This is a genomic window from Oryzihumus sp., assembly GCF_036391795.1.
Taxonomy (GTDB): domain Bacteria; phylum Actinomycetota; class Actinomycetes; order Actinomycetales; family Dermatophilaceae; genus Oryzihumus.
Map to the genome: position 1 here is coordinate 11,242 of NZ_DASVZH010000286.1, position 16,304 is coordinate 27,545.

A 16,304-nucleotide genomic window follows, 5' to 3' on the forward strand; every position below is an offset into this window, starting at 1 on the left:
GCGCGCCCTTCAGGCCGAGGCGAGGACCGACGCCAGCGGCTGTCGGGTCGTCACGATGACCGGTGAGCTGCCTACCGTGACCGTGCCGCTGCTGACGGGGGCCGCTGCCGTGCCGGTCAGGCCGGCCGTCGCGCCGTCGCCGACGCGGACGTGCTGGTCACCGCCGGTGCTCCACAGGACGAGGGTGCTGCGACTGCCGGAGGTGAACGCGACGCCCTGCAGCGCACCGCGCGCGACCGGCGAGACGCGGGCCCCGCGGGACGCCACGACGAGGTCGCGCATGGTCACGCCGGAGGGGCGGATGGTCCCGTCGGGGTCGAGCAGGCCGTAGCGCACCTCCTGGCCGGTGGTGCTGCCGCTGTTGTCCGCCGAGGTGGCCAGTGGCAGCCAGATGACCCTGCTGATGCCGCCGGCGAGCAGCAGCGCGACGGTGCGGGTCATGTCGTCGGTGCGCTCCTGCTCGGTGCCGTTGGCGTTCTTCCAGAAGCTGCCCACCTCCCAGGCCTCGATCGGGTGCCCCGCCGGGGTGTGCGACGCCAGGTAGCCGGTCAGCAGGGTGGCGGCGTTCCACGGCTCGTAGAAGTGCACCTGGCGGATGTCGGTGACGCCACGCTGCGCCAGGCTGGCGGCCACCGAGAGGTAGGCCAGGTTGCGGCGGCCCTGGTCCGAGGCTAGGACGCTGCGCAGCTGGTCGACCGAGCCGACTTGGGGGATCTGCTCGCCGCGGGTACCGATCCGCTTGGCGTAGTAGGTGTTCCACGCCTGCACGGCGGCATCGCCCTTGCCTTGGCTGAGCAGCTGGTCGGCGATGCCGTAGCCGTAGCTGGTGCTGCTCATGCCCGCGTCGGCGACCTTCGCGGACGGGTCGGCGGACCGGATCTCGCTGGCAGCGGCCTCGGTCAGGGAGGTCAGCTGCTGCGGGGTCCCCGACCAGAAGCTCTGGGAGTTCACCTCGTTCTCCACGGCGTAGGTGTGCACCCCCATGGCCTTGTACCGGTCGACCACGTCGCGGACGAACGAGCGGTACTGGCCCAGGTCCGTCGGCATGGCCGACTCGGTCTTGTTCCTGGTGCCGCGCACGAACTGTGCCTGGCCGCCAGTGGCCCAGCAGGCGCCGACCCGGATCTTGATGTCCAGGCTGATGCCGTGCTGCTGGGCGGTCTTGGCGAGGTCGTCGATCTGGCGCCAGTTCCGTTGTCCCTGTTGCTTCTCGATGTCGCACCAGACGAGCTCGGTGAACGTCGTCGTTCCGCGCAGTGACTCCAGGTAGGGGCCGAAGGCGTTGAGCCGCGACTTGTCCCACTTGGCCCCGAGGGGGCTGACCCCCGGGGCGAACGCGGTGCCTCCGCCGCCCGGCGTCCCACCGGAGGTGCCGCCGGGGCTGCCCGAGGGTGCGCTCGACGTCGCGCTGCCGGTGGGCCCGGCCGAGCCCGGGCCCCCGGTGCAGGCCGCGAGGACGACGGTGAGCTGCGCCGCGGCCAGGAGGGCCAGGGCGTGTCGGAGTCGAGGGTCGCGCATCAGAGGTATCCGAGCTCCTTGAGGGTGGGACGCGCCGTCAGCCACAGCAGTGCGCGCATGAACGGGTCGAGCTCGCGCCGGTAGGTGCCGACCCGGGACGCGTAGACGGCGTCGGTGGTGCCGGCCACGCCGCGCCGCGCGTCGAGCTGCCGGTGGTAGCGCTGCGGGACGTCGTGCCGGTGCTTGTCGAACTCCAGCACGGCCGGGTCCCACGGCTCGCCCAGGAAGTCGAACAACCGCCGCAGGGTGGCCTCGCCGGCACCGACCAGGTCCTCGTAGCGCAGCTCGAGGTACTGACCCTCGGGCATCCTCGACCCGGCTGCCCGGGCGGCGGCGATGTAGCGCGGCCACTTCACCGACGACTTCACGCTGGACCAGTAGCCGAAGCGCTTGCGGTGCGAGGCGGCGACGTCGCGGCCGTCCCGGATGACGTGCACCACCTGGGCGTCGGGGAAGACGCGGGTGATGAACTCCATCGACAGGGCGTAGCGCGGGCTCTTGTCGGCCCAGCGGACCTTGCCGTGCGCCGCCGCGTAGTCGCTCTGGAACCCGCCGAAGAACGCTGCGATGCGCGCCAGCCACTCCTCCTGGCTGAAGCCGTACTGCGACAGGCGCTTCCAGTCCGCGCCGACCACCCGCTCCAGGTCGGCGAGGAACCGGGTCTCGGGCCCGCAGGCGATGTTCGGGTGGCTGTCCAGCATCAGCCGCAGCATCGTCGTCCCGGAGCGCTGGCAGCCGACGACGAAGATCGGGCGCCTCATCAGCTCACTCATCCCTGCTCCTTCCCCGCCGGGTCGGCGCCCGCACGCTGGCGCTCGAGCACCTGCTCCAGCCGGGCGGTCATGGCATCGGACAGCTCCCGCACGCGCGGGTCGATCGAGAGGCGCCGGCTGCCGTGCGAGACGCGGCGCTCCACGTGGTCGGACAGGTCCGGGCGCCAGGGGAAGTCGATGAAGCCGCACAGCTGCCGCATCGTGGCCTCGGGGTCACGGACCAGGTCGTCGTAGGACAGCAGGAGCACGTCGTCGCGGGTGTCGAGACCGAGGTCGAAGAACAACCCGTTGCGCACGCACCAGAACAGCGCCGCGCCCGAGTCCGGCGTCATGGCGTCGACGTCGAAGGAGCGCATCAGCTCGACCGCCTCGGCCGGCAGCCGGGCCGCCTGCCAGTCGCCGTCGGCCTGACCGTGGGCGATCCGCTGGAGCGCCTGCAGGTTGGAGTCGCCGAACTTGGACACCTCGGAGCGGGCCCGCTCGTCGACGTCCCGCACGACCCAGATGGCCCGCCCCGGGATGCCGGTCGGCAGGTCGAGCAGCTCGTCGACCCGCTGGGAGTCGCACAGCGGCTTGACCAGCACCACGCGGTGCCGGCTGCGCGCGACCACGTCGAGCAGCACCTCGTCGGGGCGCATCCGGAAGCGGTGGAACAGCCTGCGGTCGTTCTCGTTGTGCACCTCGACCTCGGGGGCGGCGTCCAGGCCGCGCAGCAGCATGTTGGTGCCGGAGCGCTGCAGGCCGACGACGTAGACCGGCATCGCCGTCCCGGGCGCCCCCCCGTGCGTGCCGCGCCAGCGCCACTTCGCGACCGCCGTGCCGATCCGCTCGCGCGGGTCGAGGCGGTCCTCCTCGATGAGCCGTCCGATGCCCTCCGTGCGCGCCCAGTGCACGTGCCGGGCGATCCGCTTCGCGGTGTATGCCGCGCGGCCGGGCTCGCGGCGGGCCTCGCCGCGGGTGGGGCTCATGCTGCACGCTCCGCGGCGCGGCGCTGGGCGGCCAGCACGGAGGTCAGCTCGCCGAGCCGGTCCGGGCGGTGGGTGCGGACGTGTTCGAGGAGGCTCTCGGCGTCGGTGACCCCACTGACCCCCGCGGCGCCGTAACCGTGCGCGAGGAAGGCGACGTGCTCGGCCTCGGTCAGCCCCAGCGGCCCGAGCAGGGCGGCGGTGTTGTCGATGAGCCGGGCCATCGGGCGGTGGTCGACGCGGTAGTGCCCCGGCTCCAGGTCCTGCCCGGCCGCGAGCAGCAGCGCAAGGCGGTGGCCGCCGTCGCCGACGTGCACGTGACGGTCCACCACGGCGCCGCTGTCGGTGGGCAGGCCGGCGCGCGCCCCGCGCAGGGTTACCGGGTGGCGGCTGTCGAAGCCGCCGGAGCGGAAGGAGTCCCACAGCGCCACCGAGCACGTCACCCGCTCGGCGAACTGCGCCTCGAACAGGTCGCGGTCCTGCAGCACCCACGGGCGGAACCGCGCCATGGCCACCTTCTCGAACCACACGGCATACGCGCCCTCGCGGGCGGCGGCGACCACCTCGGCGTCGCTGCCCCGGCCGGCGGCGCGCTGCTGCTCGACCAGGGCGAACAGGTCCGCGCGCACGAGCACGTCGTAGCGCAGCGGGCTCACGAGCTCGAGCACGGACAGGCTCTGCCCGCCCGCGGTCTTGGGGCGCCACGTGGCGGCACGTCGCGCGGTGCGGCGCAGCGTCGCGACCGGTGAGCGCTTCACGAGGCCCGCCCCGGCCGCTGCGACAGTGGTGTGTTGTCCACCTGCATCTCCCGTCCTGGTGGCATCCACCGGGCCGATGACCGAGCTCCAGTGAAACACCTCCAAAGGGGCTCACAAGGCCGGTTTCGGGGAATGCACAGGCAACCTGCAAATGACGTAGGGCGTGGATTGTCCGGGGTGCTGATGGTCTGTCGCATTGGACCGGAAAGCCTTGTCAGACAGATGTTTTCGCGTTCGCCCGATGCTTCCGGTGGACCTGTGCTGCACTGGTGGAGGCAGTCACGGAGCACGGGCCGCGGGCCCGGGAGGCGGATGCGGTGCGGATCCTCCACGTCAACAAGTTCCTCTACCGTCGCGGTGGCGCGGAGGGCTACATGCTCGACGTCGCGCAGCTGCAGCGCGAGCAGGGCCACGAGGTGGCCTTCTTCGGCATGGACCACCCCGACAACGACCGGCCGCAGCGCTTCGGTGCCAGCTTCCCGGCGCACGTCGAGCTGGAGCCGCCGCCACCGGGCGTGGCGCGGGTGCGCGCGGCCGGGCGCATGGTGTGGTCGACCTCGGCGAGCCGGGGGATGCGTGAGGTGGTCCGGCAGTTCCGGCCGGACGTCGTCCACTGCCACAACGTCTACCACCAGCTCTCCCCGTCGGTGCTGCAGCCGCTGCGGGCGGCCGGGGTGCCCTGCGTCATGACGCTGCACGACTACAAGCTCGCCTGCCCGAGCTACCAGCTGCTCGACCACGGCCGGCTGTGCGACGCCTGCGTCACCGGTGGCCTCTGGCAGGCCGCGCGCCGGCGGTGCAAGGACGACTCGCTGGGGGCCAGCGCGCTGCTGTCCCTGGAGTCGTGGGTGCACCGCGCCACCGGGGCGTGGTCGGCCGTCGACCTGTTCATCAGCCCCAGCCAGTTCCTGGCCGGGGTGATGGCGCGGGCCGGGGTCTTCCCCGAGCGGATGCGCGTGGTCAACCACTTCGTCGACCCCGCCGGCCCGGGGCCGGCGGACCAGCCCGGACGGGGACTGGTCTTCGCCGGCCGGCTCGCCCCGGAGAAGGGCGTGGACACCCTCATCGAGGCCGTGGCGCGGATGCGCCTGCCCACCACGCTGACCGTGGCGGGGGACGGTCCGGTGCGGGCGGCGCTGGAGGAGCAGGCGGCGCGGGTTGCGCCCGGCCGGGTGGAGTTCGTCGGGCGACTCGACAAGACGGCCCTGCAGCAGGTGGTGCGCGGTGCGGTCGCCTCGGTGGTGCCCTCGGTCTGGCACGAGAACCAGCCGATGACGGTGCTCGAGGCGTTCGCCCTGGCGGTGCCGGTCGTGTGCACCGACCTGGGCGGCCTGCCCGAGCTGGTCCGCGACGGCGTCGACGGACGGGTGGTGCCGGCCGGCGGCGCCGGCGCCCTCGCCGGCGCGCTCGATGAGCTGGTGGCCGACCCGGCCGCAGCCCACCGGATGGGGGCGGCCGCACGGGAGCGGATGGTGGTCGAGTTCAGCCCGCAGGTGCACCTGGACCGGGTGGCGGGGGTCTACGAGGAGGCGCGGATGCGCGTGCAGGGACGAGTGGGGACCGGGACGGGGGCGCGGCGATGAGCATCCAGGCACACGGCATACCGGCGGGCTCGGGCGAACCCGTGCGCGTGCTGTACTTCGCCGGCAGCGGACGCAGCGGCAGCACGGTCATCAACAACATCGTCGGCCAGGTCGACGGTGCGTTCGCCGCCGGCGAGCTGCGCTACCTGTGGCAGCGCGGGGTGGCCGAGAACCGGCTCTGCGGCTGCGGCACGCCGTTCGCCGACTGTGCACTGTGGCGCGCGGTGATGGACGAGGTCCGAGCCGGGGTCTCACCCCTGGACGCCGCGGGCGTGGGGAGCCGGCTGCTCTCCCGGCTGCGGATGGCGCGCGTGCCGGCGATGCTGGCCCGCCGCGCGGTCGGCCGCCGGGCCGTCCCGGCCCACCCCGACGACGTGGCCGTCGCCCGCCTGTATGCCGCGCTGGCCCATGTCAGCGGCGCCCGCGTGATCGTCGACTCCTCCAAGCTGCCGCCCTACGCGTTGCTGCTGTCGGGGCTCCCCGGCATCGAGCTGCATGTGCTGCAGGTCGTGCGCGACTCCCGCGCCACGGCCTTCTCCTGGCGGCGACGCAAGCAGGCCCGCGACTACGAGGCGGGCGACGGCTTCATGCCGCAGCAGCCATTGTGGAAGAGCGCCCTGCTGTGGCTGTGCTGGAACTCCCTGACGGTGCTGCTGTGGCACCGAGACACCGACCGCTACCTGCGGCTGCGCTACGAGGACTTCGTGCGTGCGCCGCGCGAGTCGATGGAGCGCGTGGTGCGGATGGTTGGGCTCGACCCGGCGACGCTGCCGTTCGAGAGCCCGACGAGCGTGCGGCTGGAGCCGACGCACTCCGTCGCCGGCAACCCCTCGCGGCACCGGGTGGGCTCGGTCGAGCTGCGCCCCGACCACGAGTGGCTGCAGGCGATGCCGCGACGTCAACGCATGCTGGTCACGACGCTGACCGCGCCCGCGCTGCGGGCCTTCCGCTACCCCCTGCTGCCCGGCGGGCGCTCCTGAGGCCCGAGCCTCGCCGGCATGCCGAAGGCGAGGACGTGACGGGCGCCGACGAACGCGTTGCTCTCCACGACCTTCCCGGCCTCGACCCGGAGGACGTCGACGACCAGGGCCTCGTAGTGGGTGCCGCCGGGGTGACGCAGGTAGTTGACCAACGCCGGTCGCCCGTTGGCGGAGGTGGGGAACGTGCGCCAGTCCAGCGGACGGCCGAGGAAGTCGGCGGCCGCGTCGATCCCGACCACCGGGGGCTCGGGAGGCATGGTGATCCGGACCTCCTCGGCGAGCAGCGCCCGGAAGTCCTCCGGCGTTCGTGCCGCGGCGTAGCGGCGCAGGACGTCCTCGTCCTCGCCGGTGAGCTGCGGTCGGCGCCAGTCATGCGGGTCCGACGGAACGCGGCCGCGCAGGGTGTGCCGGGCCCGCTGCAGGAGACTGTTGGCCGCCGTCACGGCGACGTCGAGCGTGCCGGCGACCTCCTGCGGCGTCCACCCGTGGACGTCGCGCAGGACGAAGGCCGCCCGCTGCCGCGCAGGCAGGTGCATCAGGGCGGCGATCAGGGCCAGCTCAACGGTCTCGCGCGCGGCGAGGCCGGCCTGCGGGCCATCGGCCAGCAGGGCGTCGGGATAGGGGCCGAGATCGGTGGACCACTCCAGCGGGTCACCCGATGGCACCGTGCGCCGCCCGGCCGACCTGCGGCTGTCGAGGAAGACGTTCGTCGCGATCCGGTAGAGCCAGGTGCGTGCCGACGCCCGGCCCTCGAAGCGGCTTCGGGCCCGCCACGCTCGCAGGAACGTCTCCTGCACCAGGTCGTCCGCGTCCGCCACGTTCCCGGCGAGGCGGTAGCAGTGCACGTGCAGCTCACGCCGGTGCTCGGAGAAGGCGCTCTGCAGCCAGGTCCCCTGCTCGTCACGGGCGTCGGACACGGGGTCCCCCTCTGTCTGGGTCGTGGTCACGACAGTACTGACGAGGGAGGGTCGAGTCCGTCATCGCCGACCGATGACGACCGCGCCGCTGGCTCGTCAGTACCTGCTGGAAGACCCACGGCACACGAAGGAGACCGTCATGACCGCAACCCCGGCGCACCGCACCGCCCTGCCCCCGGTGGTCGACCGGGCGACCTGGCTGCGCGAGCGCGAGACGCTGCTGGCCCGCGAGAAGGCCCACACCCGTGAGGGGGACGCCATCGCCGCCGCTCGTCGCCGGCTGCCGATGACCCCGGTGCCCGCGGTGACCGTCCAGGGTCCCGGCGGCAGCACCCCGCTCGCGGAGGTGTTCGAGGGCCGCCGGATGCTCATCGCGTACTTCCACATGTGGCACGAGGGCGCGCCCGTCGAGGACCAGTGCGAGGGCTGCACCTTCTCGACCTGCCACATGCAGACGCTGGACTACCTGCACGCCCGGGACGTGACGTATGCCGTGTTCAGCCAGGGCGCGTACGACGAGGGTGCCGCGTTCGCGCAGTTCATGGGCTACCCGTTCCCCTGGTACTCCGCCCAGGACTGCGACCCCGCCCTGGTGGACGGTCGCGACTTCGGGTTCATCGCGTGCTACCTGCGCGACGGGGACGAGGTCTACGAGACCTGGTGGACGACCGGGAGGGGCGTGGAGGCGTTGATGACCAGCTACCACGCCCTGGACCTGACCGTGTACGGCCGGCAGGAGCACTGGGAGCGCTCACCCGAGGGCTGGCCGCGGGTCGAGGGGCACCCCTGGCGCCTCGACGGGCGCCCGGTGGCGCAGTGGTCCCGACCGGGCGTCAGATCCGAGAAGGCGTCCTGCTGCCGCGGGTGACCGCGTCGCGACGTGCGATGGCGCGGCGGCCGAAGGCACCAGGTCCGCCGAAGCCGCCCCTCCCCCGGGGCGGTCCGACGGACCTGGTGTGTCCGGTGGGGCGTGCGTCGACGCCCGGTGCTCGGCGTCCGCCCGTCAGGACGCCTCGCCGATCATGCCCGCCGCGACCGTGCGGTGGGTGCCCTCGTCGATGAGCACGAACCCGCCGGTGGTGCGGTTGCGGGAGTACTCGTCGCACATCAGCGGTGCCGTGGTGCGCAGCTTGACCCGGCCGATCTCGTTGAGCCGCAGCTCCTGGGCGTCCTCGTCACGGTGGAGCGTGTTGACGTCGAGGCGGTAGCTGAGGTCGCGGATGATGGTGCGTGCCGAGCGGGTCGTGTGCTTGATGGCGTACTTGCGCCCGACCTGCAGGGGGGCGCTCTCGTCCATCCAGCAGATCATCGCGTCCACGTCCTGGGCGACCACCGGCTTGTTCGTCGGACGGCACAGCATGTCGCCGCGGGAGATGTCGATCTGGTCCTCCAGGCGCACCGTCACCGACATCGGCGCGAAGGCCTCCTCGAGCTCGCCGTCGGCGGTCTCGATCGCCTTGATCCGCGTGGTGAACCCCGACGGCAGCGCCATCACCTCGTCGCCGCGGCGCAGCACGCCCCCGGCGATCTGTCCGGCATACCCGCGGTAGTCGTGCCAGTCATCGGACTGGGGACGGATGACGTACTGCACCGGGAAGCGGACGTCGATGAGGTTGCGGTCGCTGGCGACGTGCACCGTCTCGAGGTGGTGCAAGAGGCTCGGCCCGTCGAACCACGGCATCCTCTCCGAGCGGGTCACCACGTTGTCACCGTGCAGCGCCGACAGCGGAAGCACGGTCAGGTCCGGCACGCGCAGCTTGGCGGCGAACGAGACGAACTCGGCGTGGATCTCGTCGAAGACGTCCTCGGAGTAGTCGACGAGGTCCATCTTGTTGACGCACAGGACGAGGTGCGGCACCTGCAGCAGCGTCGCCAGGAACGCGTGCCGGCGGCTCTGCTCGACGATGCCCTTGCGCGCGTCGACGAGCACCAGGGCCAGGTCGGCGGTCGAGGCGCCGGTGACCATGTTGCGGGTGTACTGCACGTGCCCGGGGGTGTCCGCGATGATGAACTTGCGCCGGGGCGTGGAGAAGTAGCGGTAGGCCACGTCGATCGTGATGCCCTGCTCCCGCTCCGCGCGCAGGCCGTCGGTGAGCAGCGCGAGGTTGACGTGCTCCTCGCCGCGGTCCCGGCTGGTGCGCTCGACCGAGTCCATCTGGTCCTGGAAGACCGTCTTGGTGTCGTAGAGCAGCCGGCCGATCAACGTGCTCTTGCCGTCGTCGACGGAGCCGGCAGTGGCGAACCTCAGAATGTCCACGATCAGAAGTACCCTTCCCGCTTGCGGTCTTCCATGGCTGCCTCGCTGAACTTGTCGTCGCCGCGCGTGGCGCCGCGTTCGGTGATCCGGGTGGTGGCGACCTCCTCGATCACCTTCTCCACGGTGTCGGCGTCGGAGGGGACGGCCGCGGTGAGGCTCGCGTCGCCCACGGTGCGGTAGCGCACCCGGCGCACCGAGGTCGTCTCCGCGTCCCGCGGGCGGAAGAACTCGTTGGCGCCGAACAGCATCCCGTCGCGCTCGACGACCTCGCGGTCATGCGCGAAGTACAGCGACGGCAGGGCGATCTCCTCACGCGCGATGTAGGACCAGATGTCGAGCTCGGTCCAGTTCGACAGCGGGAAGACCCGGATGCTCTCCCCGACGTGGATCTGGCCGTTGTAGGCGTTCCACAGCTCGGGGCGCTGGTTCTTGGGGTCCCACTGGCCGAACTCGTCGCGGAAGCTGAAGATCCGCTCCTTGGCGCGGGCCTTGTCCTCGTCCCGGCGCGCCCCGCCGAACACGGCGGTGAACCGGTGCTTGGCCAGGGCGTCGAGCAGCACCGGCGTCTGGATCCGGTTGCGCGTGCCGTCCGGCGGTTCCACGACCGATCCGTTGTCGATCGCCTCCTGCACGCTGGCGACGATGAGCTGCACCTTGAGCTCACGCACCCGCCGGTCCCGGAACTCCAGCACCTCGGGGAAGTTGTGGCCGGTGTCGACGTGCATGACCGGGAAGGGGATCCGCGCCGGCCAGAACGCCTTCTCCGCCAGGCGCAGCATGACGATCGAGTCCTTGCCGCCGGAGAAGAGCAGCACCGGCTTCTCCAGCTCGGCGACGACCTCGCGGAAGATGAAGATGGACTCGGCCTCCAGTGCGTCCAGCTGGCTGAGCTGGTAGTCGTTGGCCACCGGGACAGGGGGGTTCATGAGGCCTTCTCCTCGTGGATGACGACGGCAGCGGTCAGCTCGGCGATGGCCGCGAGCACGCGCTCGCTCACCTCGGGACGGCAGATGAGCAGGTCGGGCAGCAGCGGGTCGCTGTGGTTGTAGGTCAGTGGCGTGCCGTCGATCCGGCTGGTGTGCAGCCCCGCCGCGCGCGCCACGGCCACCGGGGCGGCCGAGTCCCACTCGTACTGCCCGCCGGCGTGCACGTACGCGTCGACGGTGCCGTCCAGCACCGCGGTCGCCTTGACCCCGGCCGAGCCCATCGGGACCAGCTCGGCGTCCAGCCGCCGGGCGAGCTCCTGCACGAACGCCGGTGGCCGGGAGCGGCTCACCGCCAGGCGCAACCGCGCCGGTATGCCGTCAGGGCGGGCCGGTGGGGTGTCCGTCGCCAGGGTGGAGTGGCGGGCCGGGCGCCCCACGGCGCCGGCAACCAGCTCCCCGCGCTCCCACAGGGCGACGTGCACCGCCCAGTCGTCGCGGGGTGGCTCGCCGAACTCCCGCGTGCCGTCGAGCGGGTCGATGATCCACACCCGCTCCGCAGCGAGGCGGGCACGGTCGTCCAGGCCCTCCTCGCTGAGCACCGCGTCGTCCGGCCGCTCCTCGTGGAGCCGCCGCATGAGCAGCTCGTGCGAGCGCGCATCGCCCTGGCGGCGCAGCTCGGCCATGTCTGTCAGGCCCGAGCTGCGCAGCTCCAGCAGCAGCTCGCCTGCCTCGTCCGCCAGCTCCCGCGCCAGCACGTCATCCGCGTGACCCACACCGTCTCCCTCGTCCTGGACGGGCGACTTCGCCCCTGTGCCCGGCCTGGCGACCAGATGGCCCCATTCGTCGTGATGACAGGGGAATTGGTGCTCAAGACGGCCAATTCGAGTGTGGTTGCACGGGATCGGTGGCTGATCGCCAGCAAGGCGTAGTGCGCCGTCACCCCTTTGCTGGGGTCAGGACTCCGCCTGCGGCAGGGCCCCGTCCGGCAGAGGCCCGTCCGCCTGCGCCCGCCGCAGGGCCGCCCGCTCGCGACGCCGGGCCAGGGCCGGGAAGCCCAGACGGCGCCGGATGAGCATCCACAGCACCGGAGCGATCAGGGCGACGGCGACCAGCGCGACACCGGTGGCCGCGGTCGAGACGCCGAGGAGCTTCAGGGCCGAGGCCAGCAGCACGAAGGCCAGCGCGCGCCGGACGACGCCGCCGGGGGCGCGTGAGGACAGCTGCGCGCCCACCCACACGCCGGGGACGGCGCCGAACAGCAGCGAGGCGGTGAGGCCGAGCTGGAACTCGCCGAAGAGGATGTGCCCCAGCGCGGCGGAGGCCACCAGCGGCACGGCCTGGAGCAGGTCGGTGCCCACGAGCTGGCTCGCCTTCAGCCGTGGGTAGAGCGCCATCAGCGCGATGATGATGAGCGAGCCCGACCCCACCGAGGTCATGCCGACGACCAGACCGCCGACCGCGCCGACGAGGATCGTGGGCACGGGGCGCAGGCGCACCTCGGGCCGGTCCTGCGGCAGCGCCTCGGCGGAGCCGTCACGACGTCGTGCCCGCTCCGACAGGCGCAGGTAGGCCCGGATGATCAGGCCGGCCGCGGCGATGAGCAGCGCGACGCCGAGCGCGGTCTGCACCGCGTCCTGGACCTCCTTGCCGCTGCCCAGGGCGCGGGTGACCAGCACGCCACAGAACGCGGCCGGGACCGACCCGACGCAGAGCCACTTCACCAGGCCCAGGTTCACCGTGCCGCGGCGCAGGTGCACGAAGGAACCGACCGGCTTCATCACCGCGCTGGCAACCAGGTCGCTGGACACGGCGGTCAGCGGTGGGACGTTGAACAGCAGCACCATCACCGGGGTCATCAGCGCACCTCCCCCCATGCCGGTCAGGCCGACGACGACGCCGATGCCCAGCGACGCCGCCACCATCAACGGGTCGATGCTCATGCGCCCACCTCCGCCAGCCAGCCCCCGACGCGCAGGTAGCCCAGGACGTGCGCCACGGCCTCGTCCGGGTCCATCTGCGAGGTGTCCACCGTGACCTCCGCGTCGAGGGGCTCCTCGTAGGGGTCGGAGACCCCCGTGAACCCGGGCACCAGCCCGGCCCGCGCCTTGGCGTAGAGGCCCTTGAGGTCCCGGGCCTCGCACTCCTCCAGGGGGGTGGACACGTGCACCAGCACCATGTCGCCCACCGGCTCCACCATCGCGCGGACCGCGGCCCGTGTGCTCTCGTAGGGCGCGATCGGGGCGCACACGGCGATCCCGCCGTGGCGGGCGATCTCGCTGGCGACGTAGCCGATCCGGCGCACGTTCATCTCGCGGGACGCCTTGTCGAAGCCGAGCCCCGCAGAGAGCATCTGGCGCACCACGTCGCCGTCGAGCAGGGTCACCGACCGGTCGCTCAAGGCCGCGATCCGCTCGCGCAGCGCGCGGGCGAGGGTGGACTTGCCCGACCCGGACAGCCCGGTGAACATCACGACCAGCCCCCGCTCGTGGCGCGGCGGACGCCACCGCCGCAGCACCGGCTCGGCGCCGGGGCTGAGCAGGGACAGCTGGGCGTCGGTGCCCAGCTGGAGGACCTCGCGCGCCTCCTGCCACTGCCGCGCGCCCTTGGCCTCGTCCCGGGCCGCCAGGTGCACCAGCGGGACGGCGCCGGCAGCGCTGCTGAGCAGCTGACCGAGGACGAGGTCGCTGTCCGGGTCACGCCAGGCCAGCGGTGCCGAGCGCACCTGCACCCGCTCGGCGGGACCCAGCTCCGCGGCCAGCAGCCGGGCGAGCCGCAGCATCACCGACCCGGGGACGAGGCCGTCCTGGGACGGTCCCTCGGAGACCAGCACCAGCACCCGGCCCGAGGCGGCGGTGACGGCGGCGGCCAGGGCCTCGGCGTCGCCGGTCATCGGAGGCCGGCCCACGACGACGAGGGCGTCGGCGGCCTCGAGGTCGCCGGGCCGCAGCGCCTCGGCGCGGTTCTCGCCCGACTCCCGCGGTCGCAGCGGCCGGGCCCGTCCGGCCAGCTCCAGCCCAGGACCGGCGGCCGCCGGTGCGTCCACGCGGACGTCCTCGAGCATCGCCAGCGGCGTGGACTCGTGGTCGCGCAGGACCGCGCTCCCGGCGGCGGCCACCCGGTCGGCGAGCTCCTCCGGCAGGTGCAGGCGCACCACCGGGGGGTCGGCGCCCGGGTCCGCGGGGTCGGCCACGGTGAGCGGCATCCCCAGCGGCTGTGCGCCCTGGAGCACGTGCATCAGCACCAGCTCGAGGTCGAACACGGCGGCCGGGTCGAGGTCCACCTGCGGCGCGGTGGCCTCCGGTGGGGTCGTCGGGTCGTCGGGCACGGCGCGGCTCCATCCCGCGGGGTCAGCCGCGCCCGGGTTCCCGGACGTGGCCCCCTGTGCCCGCGCCTTCCACGGTAAGGACGGGCACCGCGCCCCGTCTCGCAGTCGGCCAAATCCGCTCCCGTGCGACGGTGTCGGGTGGCAGTCGTACCCTGAAGAACGCCCGCTTCCACCGGAAGTGGGGCTTTCGTGCTGTCCACCGCACCCCTGCAGGAGCCATGAGCCTCACCAGCCTGCTCGACGTCCTCACCACCGACGCGCCCGTCCGGGCCGCCCTGGCCGCGGCCGACACCGGCGAGCGGGTCGTCGACGTGGCGGTGGCGGCGGGTGCCCGTCCGCCACTGCTCGCCGCCCTCGCGGGGGCCGGCGGGGGCACGGGCCACCCCGTCCTCGCGGTGACAGCCACCGGCCGCGAGGCCGAGGACCTCGCCTCCGCCCTGCGCTGCTTCCTGCCCGCGGAGCGGGTCGCCGAGTTCCCGTCCTGGGAGACGCTGCCGCACGAGCGGCTCTCGCCGCGCAGCGACACCGTCGGGCGACGCCTGGCCGTCCTGCGGCGGCTGGCGCACCCGGACCCGGCCGACCCGGCATACGGCGTGGTCGACGTGGTCGTCGCCCCGGTGCGCGCGCTGCTGCAGCCCCTGGTCACCGGCCTCGCCGAGCTGGCCCCGGTCGCGCTGACCGCGGGCCAGGAGGCGCCGCTGGAGGAGGTCGTCGAAGCGCTCGCGGCGGCTGCCTACACCCGCACCGACCTGGTCGAGCGGCGTGGCGAGTTCGCCGTCCGCGGCGGGATCCTCGACGTGTTCCCGCCCACGGAGGAGCACCCGGTGCGCGTGGAGTTCTGGGGCGACACGGTCGAGGAGATCCGCTGGTTCAAGGTCGCCGACCAGCGCAGCCTCGAGGTCGCCGAGCACGGTCTGTGGGCGCCGCCGTGCCGCGAGGTGCTGCTGACCGAGTCGGTCCGCAAGCGCGCCGCCGCCCTGGCCGAGCAGCTGCCCGGGGTCGCGGACATGCTCGGCAAGCTGGCCGAGGGCATCGCCGTGGAGGGCATGGAGTCCCTCGCCCCGGCGCTCGTCGACGGCATGGAGTCGCTGCTCGACGTGCTGCGCCCGGGCACCCAGGTCGTGCTGGTCGACCCCGAGCGGGTGCGCACCCGGGCACACGACCTCGTCGCCACCAGCGCCGAGTTTCTCGAGGCGAGCTGGGCCAACGCCGCCGCCGGCAACGCCGTGCCCGTCGACCTGCAGGGGGTCCTCGGCACCGCGTCCTACTGGTCCCTGGCCCAGGTGCGCGAGCACGCCCTCGCCACCGGTCGTCCGTGGTGGTCGCTCACCTCCTTCGCCTCCGACGAGGAGCTGGCCGAGTTCGCCGACGACGACCTGCCCGGCGAGCGCGTCACCGTCGGCTCCTCCGACGTCGAGGCCTACCGCGGTGACACCGGGGCGGCGGTGGGCGACCTGCGGCGCTGGGCGTCCGAGGGCTGGCACACGCTCGTCGTGACCGAGGGGCACGGCCTGGCCAAGCGGGTCAACGAGGTGCTCGCCGAGCACGACGTGCCCAGCCGGCTGGAGGACGGCGCCGACGACCTGTCACCGGGGCTGGTCCACGTCACCACCGGCGCCCTCGGCCGCGGCTTCGTGCTGCCCGGGGCCCGGCTGGCCGTGGTCACCGAGGCCGACCTGACCGGCCAGCCGGGCCAGGGGAGCACCACCAGGGACATGCGCCGGATGCCCTCGCGCCGCCGCAACATGGTCGACCCCCTCCAGCTCCGCCCCGGCGACTTCGTCGTCCACGAGCAGCACGGCGTGGGCCGGTTCGTGGAGATGATGCAGCGCACCGTCGGCGGCGCCACGCGCGAGTACCTCGTCATCGAGTACGCCTCCAGCCGCCGCGGCCAGCCCGCCGACCGGCTCTCCGTGCCGACCGACCAGCTTGACCAGGTCACCCGTTACGTCGGCGGCGAGGCCCCGACGCTGAACAAGCTCGGTGGCGCCGACTGGGCCAGGACCAAGAGCCGGGCCAAGAAGCACGTCAAGCAGATCGCCGGCGAGCTGATCCGGCTCTACAGCGCCCGCATGGCCACCCAGGGCCACGCGTTCGGGCCGGACACCCCGTGGCAGCGCGAGCTCGAGGACGCCTTCGCCTACGTCGAGACCCCCGACCAGCTGAGCAGCATCGACGAGGTCAAGGTCGACATGGAGCGCTCGGTGCCGATGGACCGCCTCATCTGCGGCGACGTCGGCTACGGCAAGACCGAGATCGCGGTGCGGGCGGCGTTCAAGGCGATCCAGGACGGCAAGCAGGT

At 73.0% G+C, this 16,304-nt stretch carries 14 protein-coding genes; 4 read left to right on the forward strand and 10 right to left on the reverse strand.

Annotated elements, in window-relative coordinates; genetic code table 11:
* Positions 1–9 precede the first annotated feature (9 nt).
* The 4 genes from VF825_RS17725 to VF825_RS17740 are packed head-to-tail and all read right to left on the reverse strand — an operon-like array spanning position 10 to position 4,014.
* The gene (locus tag VF825_RS17725; RefSeq protein ID WP_331115831.1) at positions 10–1,518 is read right to left on the reverse strand and encodes a hypothetical protein; all 1,509 of its coding nucleotides are present in this window, start codon (positions 1,516–1,518) and stop codon (positions 10–12) included.
* A complete protein-coding gene (locus VF825_RS17730; RefSeq protein ID WP_331115833.1) occupies positions 1,518–2,291 on the reverse strand; it encodes a sulfotransferase in 774 nt (257 codons plus the stop codon). The genes VF825_RS17725 and VF825_RS17730 overlap by 1 nt, the downstream gene beginning before the upstream one ends.
* On the reverse strand, positions 2,288–3,259 hold the full coding sequence (locus VF825_RS17735; protein WP_331115835.1) for a sulfotransferase: 972 nt from the start codon (positions 3,257–3,259) through the stop codon (positions 2,288–2,290). The genes VF825_RS17730 and VF825_RS17735 overlap by 4 nt, the downstream gene beginning before the upstream one ends.
* Positions 3,256–4,014 (reverse strand): hypothetical protein, encoded by a 759-nt coding sequence (locus VF825_RS17740; protein ID WP_331115837.1) that lies wholly within the window; start codon positions 4,012–4,014, stop codon positions 3,256–3,258. The genes VF825_RS17735 and VF825_RS17740 overlap by 4 nt, the downstream gene beginning before the upstream one ends.
* Positions 4,015–4,283: 269 nt before the next feature.
* Here VF825_RS17740 and VF825_RS17745 point away from each other — a divergent pair, with 269 nt between their 5' ends.
* Positions 4,284–5,597, forward strand: coding sequence for a glycosyltransferase family 4 protein (locus tag VF825_RS17745; protein WP_331115839.1), 1,314 nt, complete (start codon positions 4,284–4,286; stop codon positions 5,595–5,597).
* Entirely contained in the window at positions 5,594–6,577 is a 984-nt protein-coding gene (locus VF825_RS17750; protein ID WP_331115841.1) for a sulfotransferase, read from the forward strand. The genes VF825_RS17745 and VF825_RS17750 overlap by 4 nt, the downstream gene beginning before the upstream one ends.
* On the opposite strand, the gene VF825_RS17755 is transcribed toward VF825_RS17750, so the two are convergent.
* On the reverse strand, positions 6,547–7,494 hold the full coding sequence (locus VF825_RS17755) for an RNA polymerase subunit sigma-70 (protein WP_331115843.1): 948 nt from the start codon (positions 7,492–7,494) through the stop codon (positions 6,547–6,549). The genes VF825_RS17750 and VF825_RS17755 overlap by 31 nt on opposite strands.
* Before the next feature lie 139 nt (positions 7,495–7,633).
* On the opposite strand from VF825_RS17755, the gene VF825_RS17760 reads away from it, so the two are divergent.
* Positions 7,634–8,362 carry a DUF899 family protein gene (locus tag VF825_RS17760; protein ID WP_331115845.1) on the forward strand — a complete coding sequence of 243 codons (729 nt, stop codon included), beginning with the start codon at positions 7,634–7,636 and terminating at the stop codon, positions 8,360–8,362.
* Between the two features lie 135 nt (positions 8,363–8,497).
* On the opposite strand, the gene cysN is transcribed toward VF825_RS17760, so the two are convergent.
* The 5 genes from cysN to cysC all read right to left on the reverse strand — a co-directional run bounded on the left by cysN (position 8,498) and on the right by cysC (position 14,002).
* Complete coding sequence (gene cysN, locus VF825_RS17765) at positions 8,498–9,751, reverse strand: sulfate adenylyltransferase subunit CysN (RefSeq protein WP_331115847.1); 1,254 nt, start codon at positions 9,749–9,751, stop codon at positions 8,498–8,500.
* Between the two features lie 2 nt (positions 9,752–9,753).
* On the reverse strand, positions 9,754–10,677 hold the full coding sequence (cysD, locus tag VF825_RS17770) for a sulfate adenylyltransferase subunit CysD (RefSeq protein ID WP_331115850.1): 924 nt from the start codon (positions 10,675–10,677) through the stop codon (positions 9,754–9,756).
* On the reverse strand, positions 10,674–11,450 hold the full coding sequence (locus tag VF825_RS17775) for a 3'(2'),5'-bisphosphate nucleotidase CysQ (protein WP_331115852.1): 777 nt from the start codon (positions 11,448–11,450) through the stop codon (positions 10,674–10,676). Before VF825_RS17775 ends, cysD begins: the two co-directional genes overlap by 4 nt.
* A 180-nt stretch (positions 11,451–11,630) precedes the next feature.
* Positions 11,631–12,617: a sulfite exporter TauE/SafE family protein gene (locus tag VF825_RS17780; RefSeq protein ID WP_331115854.1), complete on the reverse strand. Its 987-nt coding sequence runs from the start codon at positions 12,615–12,617 to the stop codon at positions 11,631–11,633.
* Positions 12,614–14,002 (reverse strand): adenylyl-sulfate kinase, encoded by a 1,389-nt coding sequence (cysC, locus tag VF825_RS17785; protein ID WP_331115855.1) that lies wholly within the window; start codon positions 14,000–14,002, stop codon positions 12,614–12,616. The genes VF825_RS17780 and cysC overlap by 4 nt, the downstream gene beginning before the upstream one ends.
* A 218-nt stretch (positions 14,003–14,220) precedes the next feature.
* Between cysC and VF825_RS17790 the strand changes: the two genes are divergently transcribed.
* Positions 14,221–16,304: CarD family transcriptional regulator (locus tag VF825_RS17790; RefSeq protein ID WP_331115857.1), on the forward strand; the 2,084-nt coding region annotated here is incomplete at its 3' end.

Excerpts from the sequence above, each read along its gene's own strand:
- VF825_RS17725 (WP_331115831.1), bottom strand. The coding sequence starts at position 1,518 with ATGCGCGACCCTCGACTCCGACACGCCCTGGCCCTCCTGGCCGCGGCG.
- VF825_RS17730 (WP_331115833.1), bottom strand. The coding sequence starts at position 2,291 with ATGAGTGAGCTGATGAGGCGCCCGATCTTCGTCGTCGGCTGCCAGCGC.
- VF825_RS17735 (WP_331115835.1), bottom strand. The coding sequence starts at position 3,259 with ATGAGCCCCACCCGCGGCGAGGCCCGCCGCGAGCCCGGCCGCGCGGCA.
- VF825_RS17750 (WP_331115841.1), top strand. The coding sequence starts at position 5,594 with ATGAGCATCCAGGCACACGGCATACCGGCGGGCTCGGGCGAACCCGTG.
- VF825_RS17760 (WP_331115845.1), top strand. The coding sequence starts at position 7,634 with ATGACCGCAACCCCGGCGCACCGCACCGCCCTGCCCCCGGTGGTCGAC.
- cysD (WP_331115850.1), bottom strand. The coding sequence starts at position 10,677 with ATGAACCCCCCTGTCCCGGTGGCCAACGACTACCAGCTCAGCCAGCTG.
- VF825_RS17780 (WP_331115854.1), bottom strand. The coding sequence starts at position 12,617 with ATGAGCATCGACCCGTTGATGGTGGCGGCGTCGCTGGGCATCGGCGTC.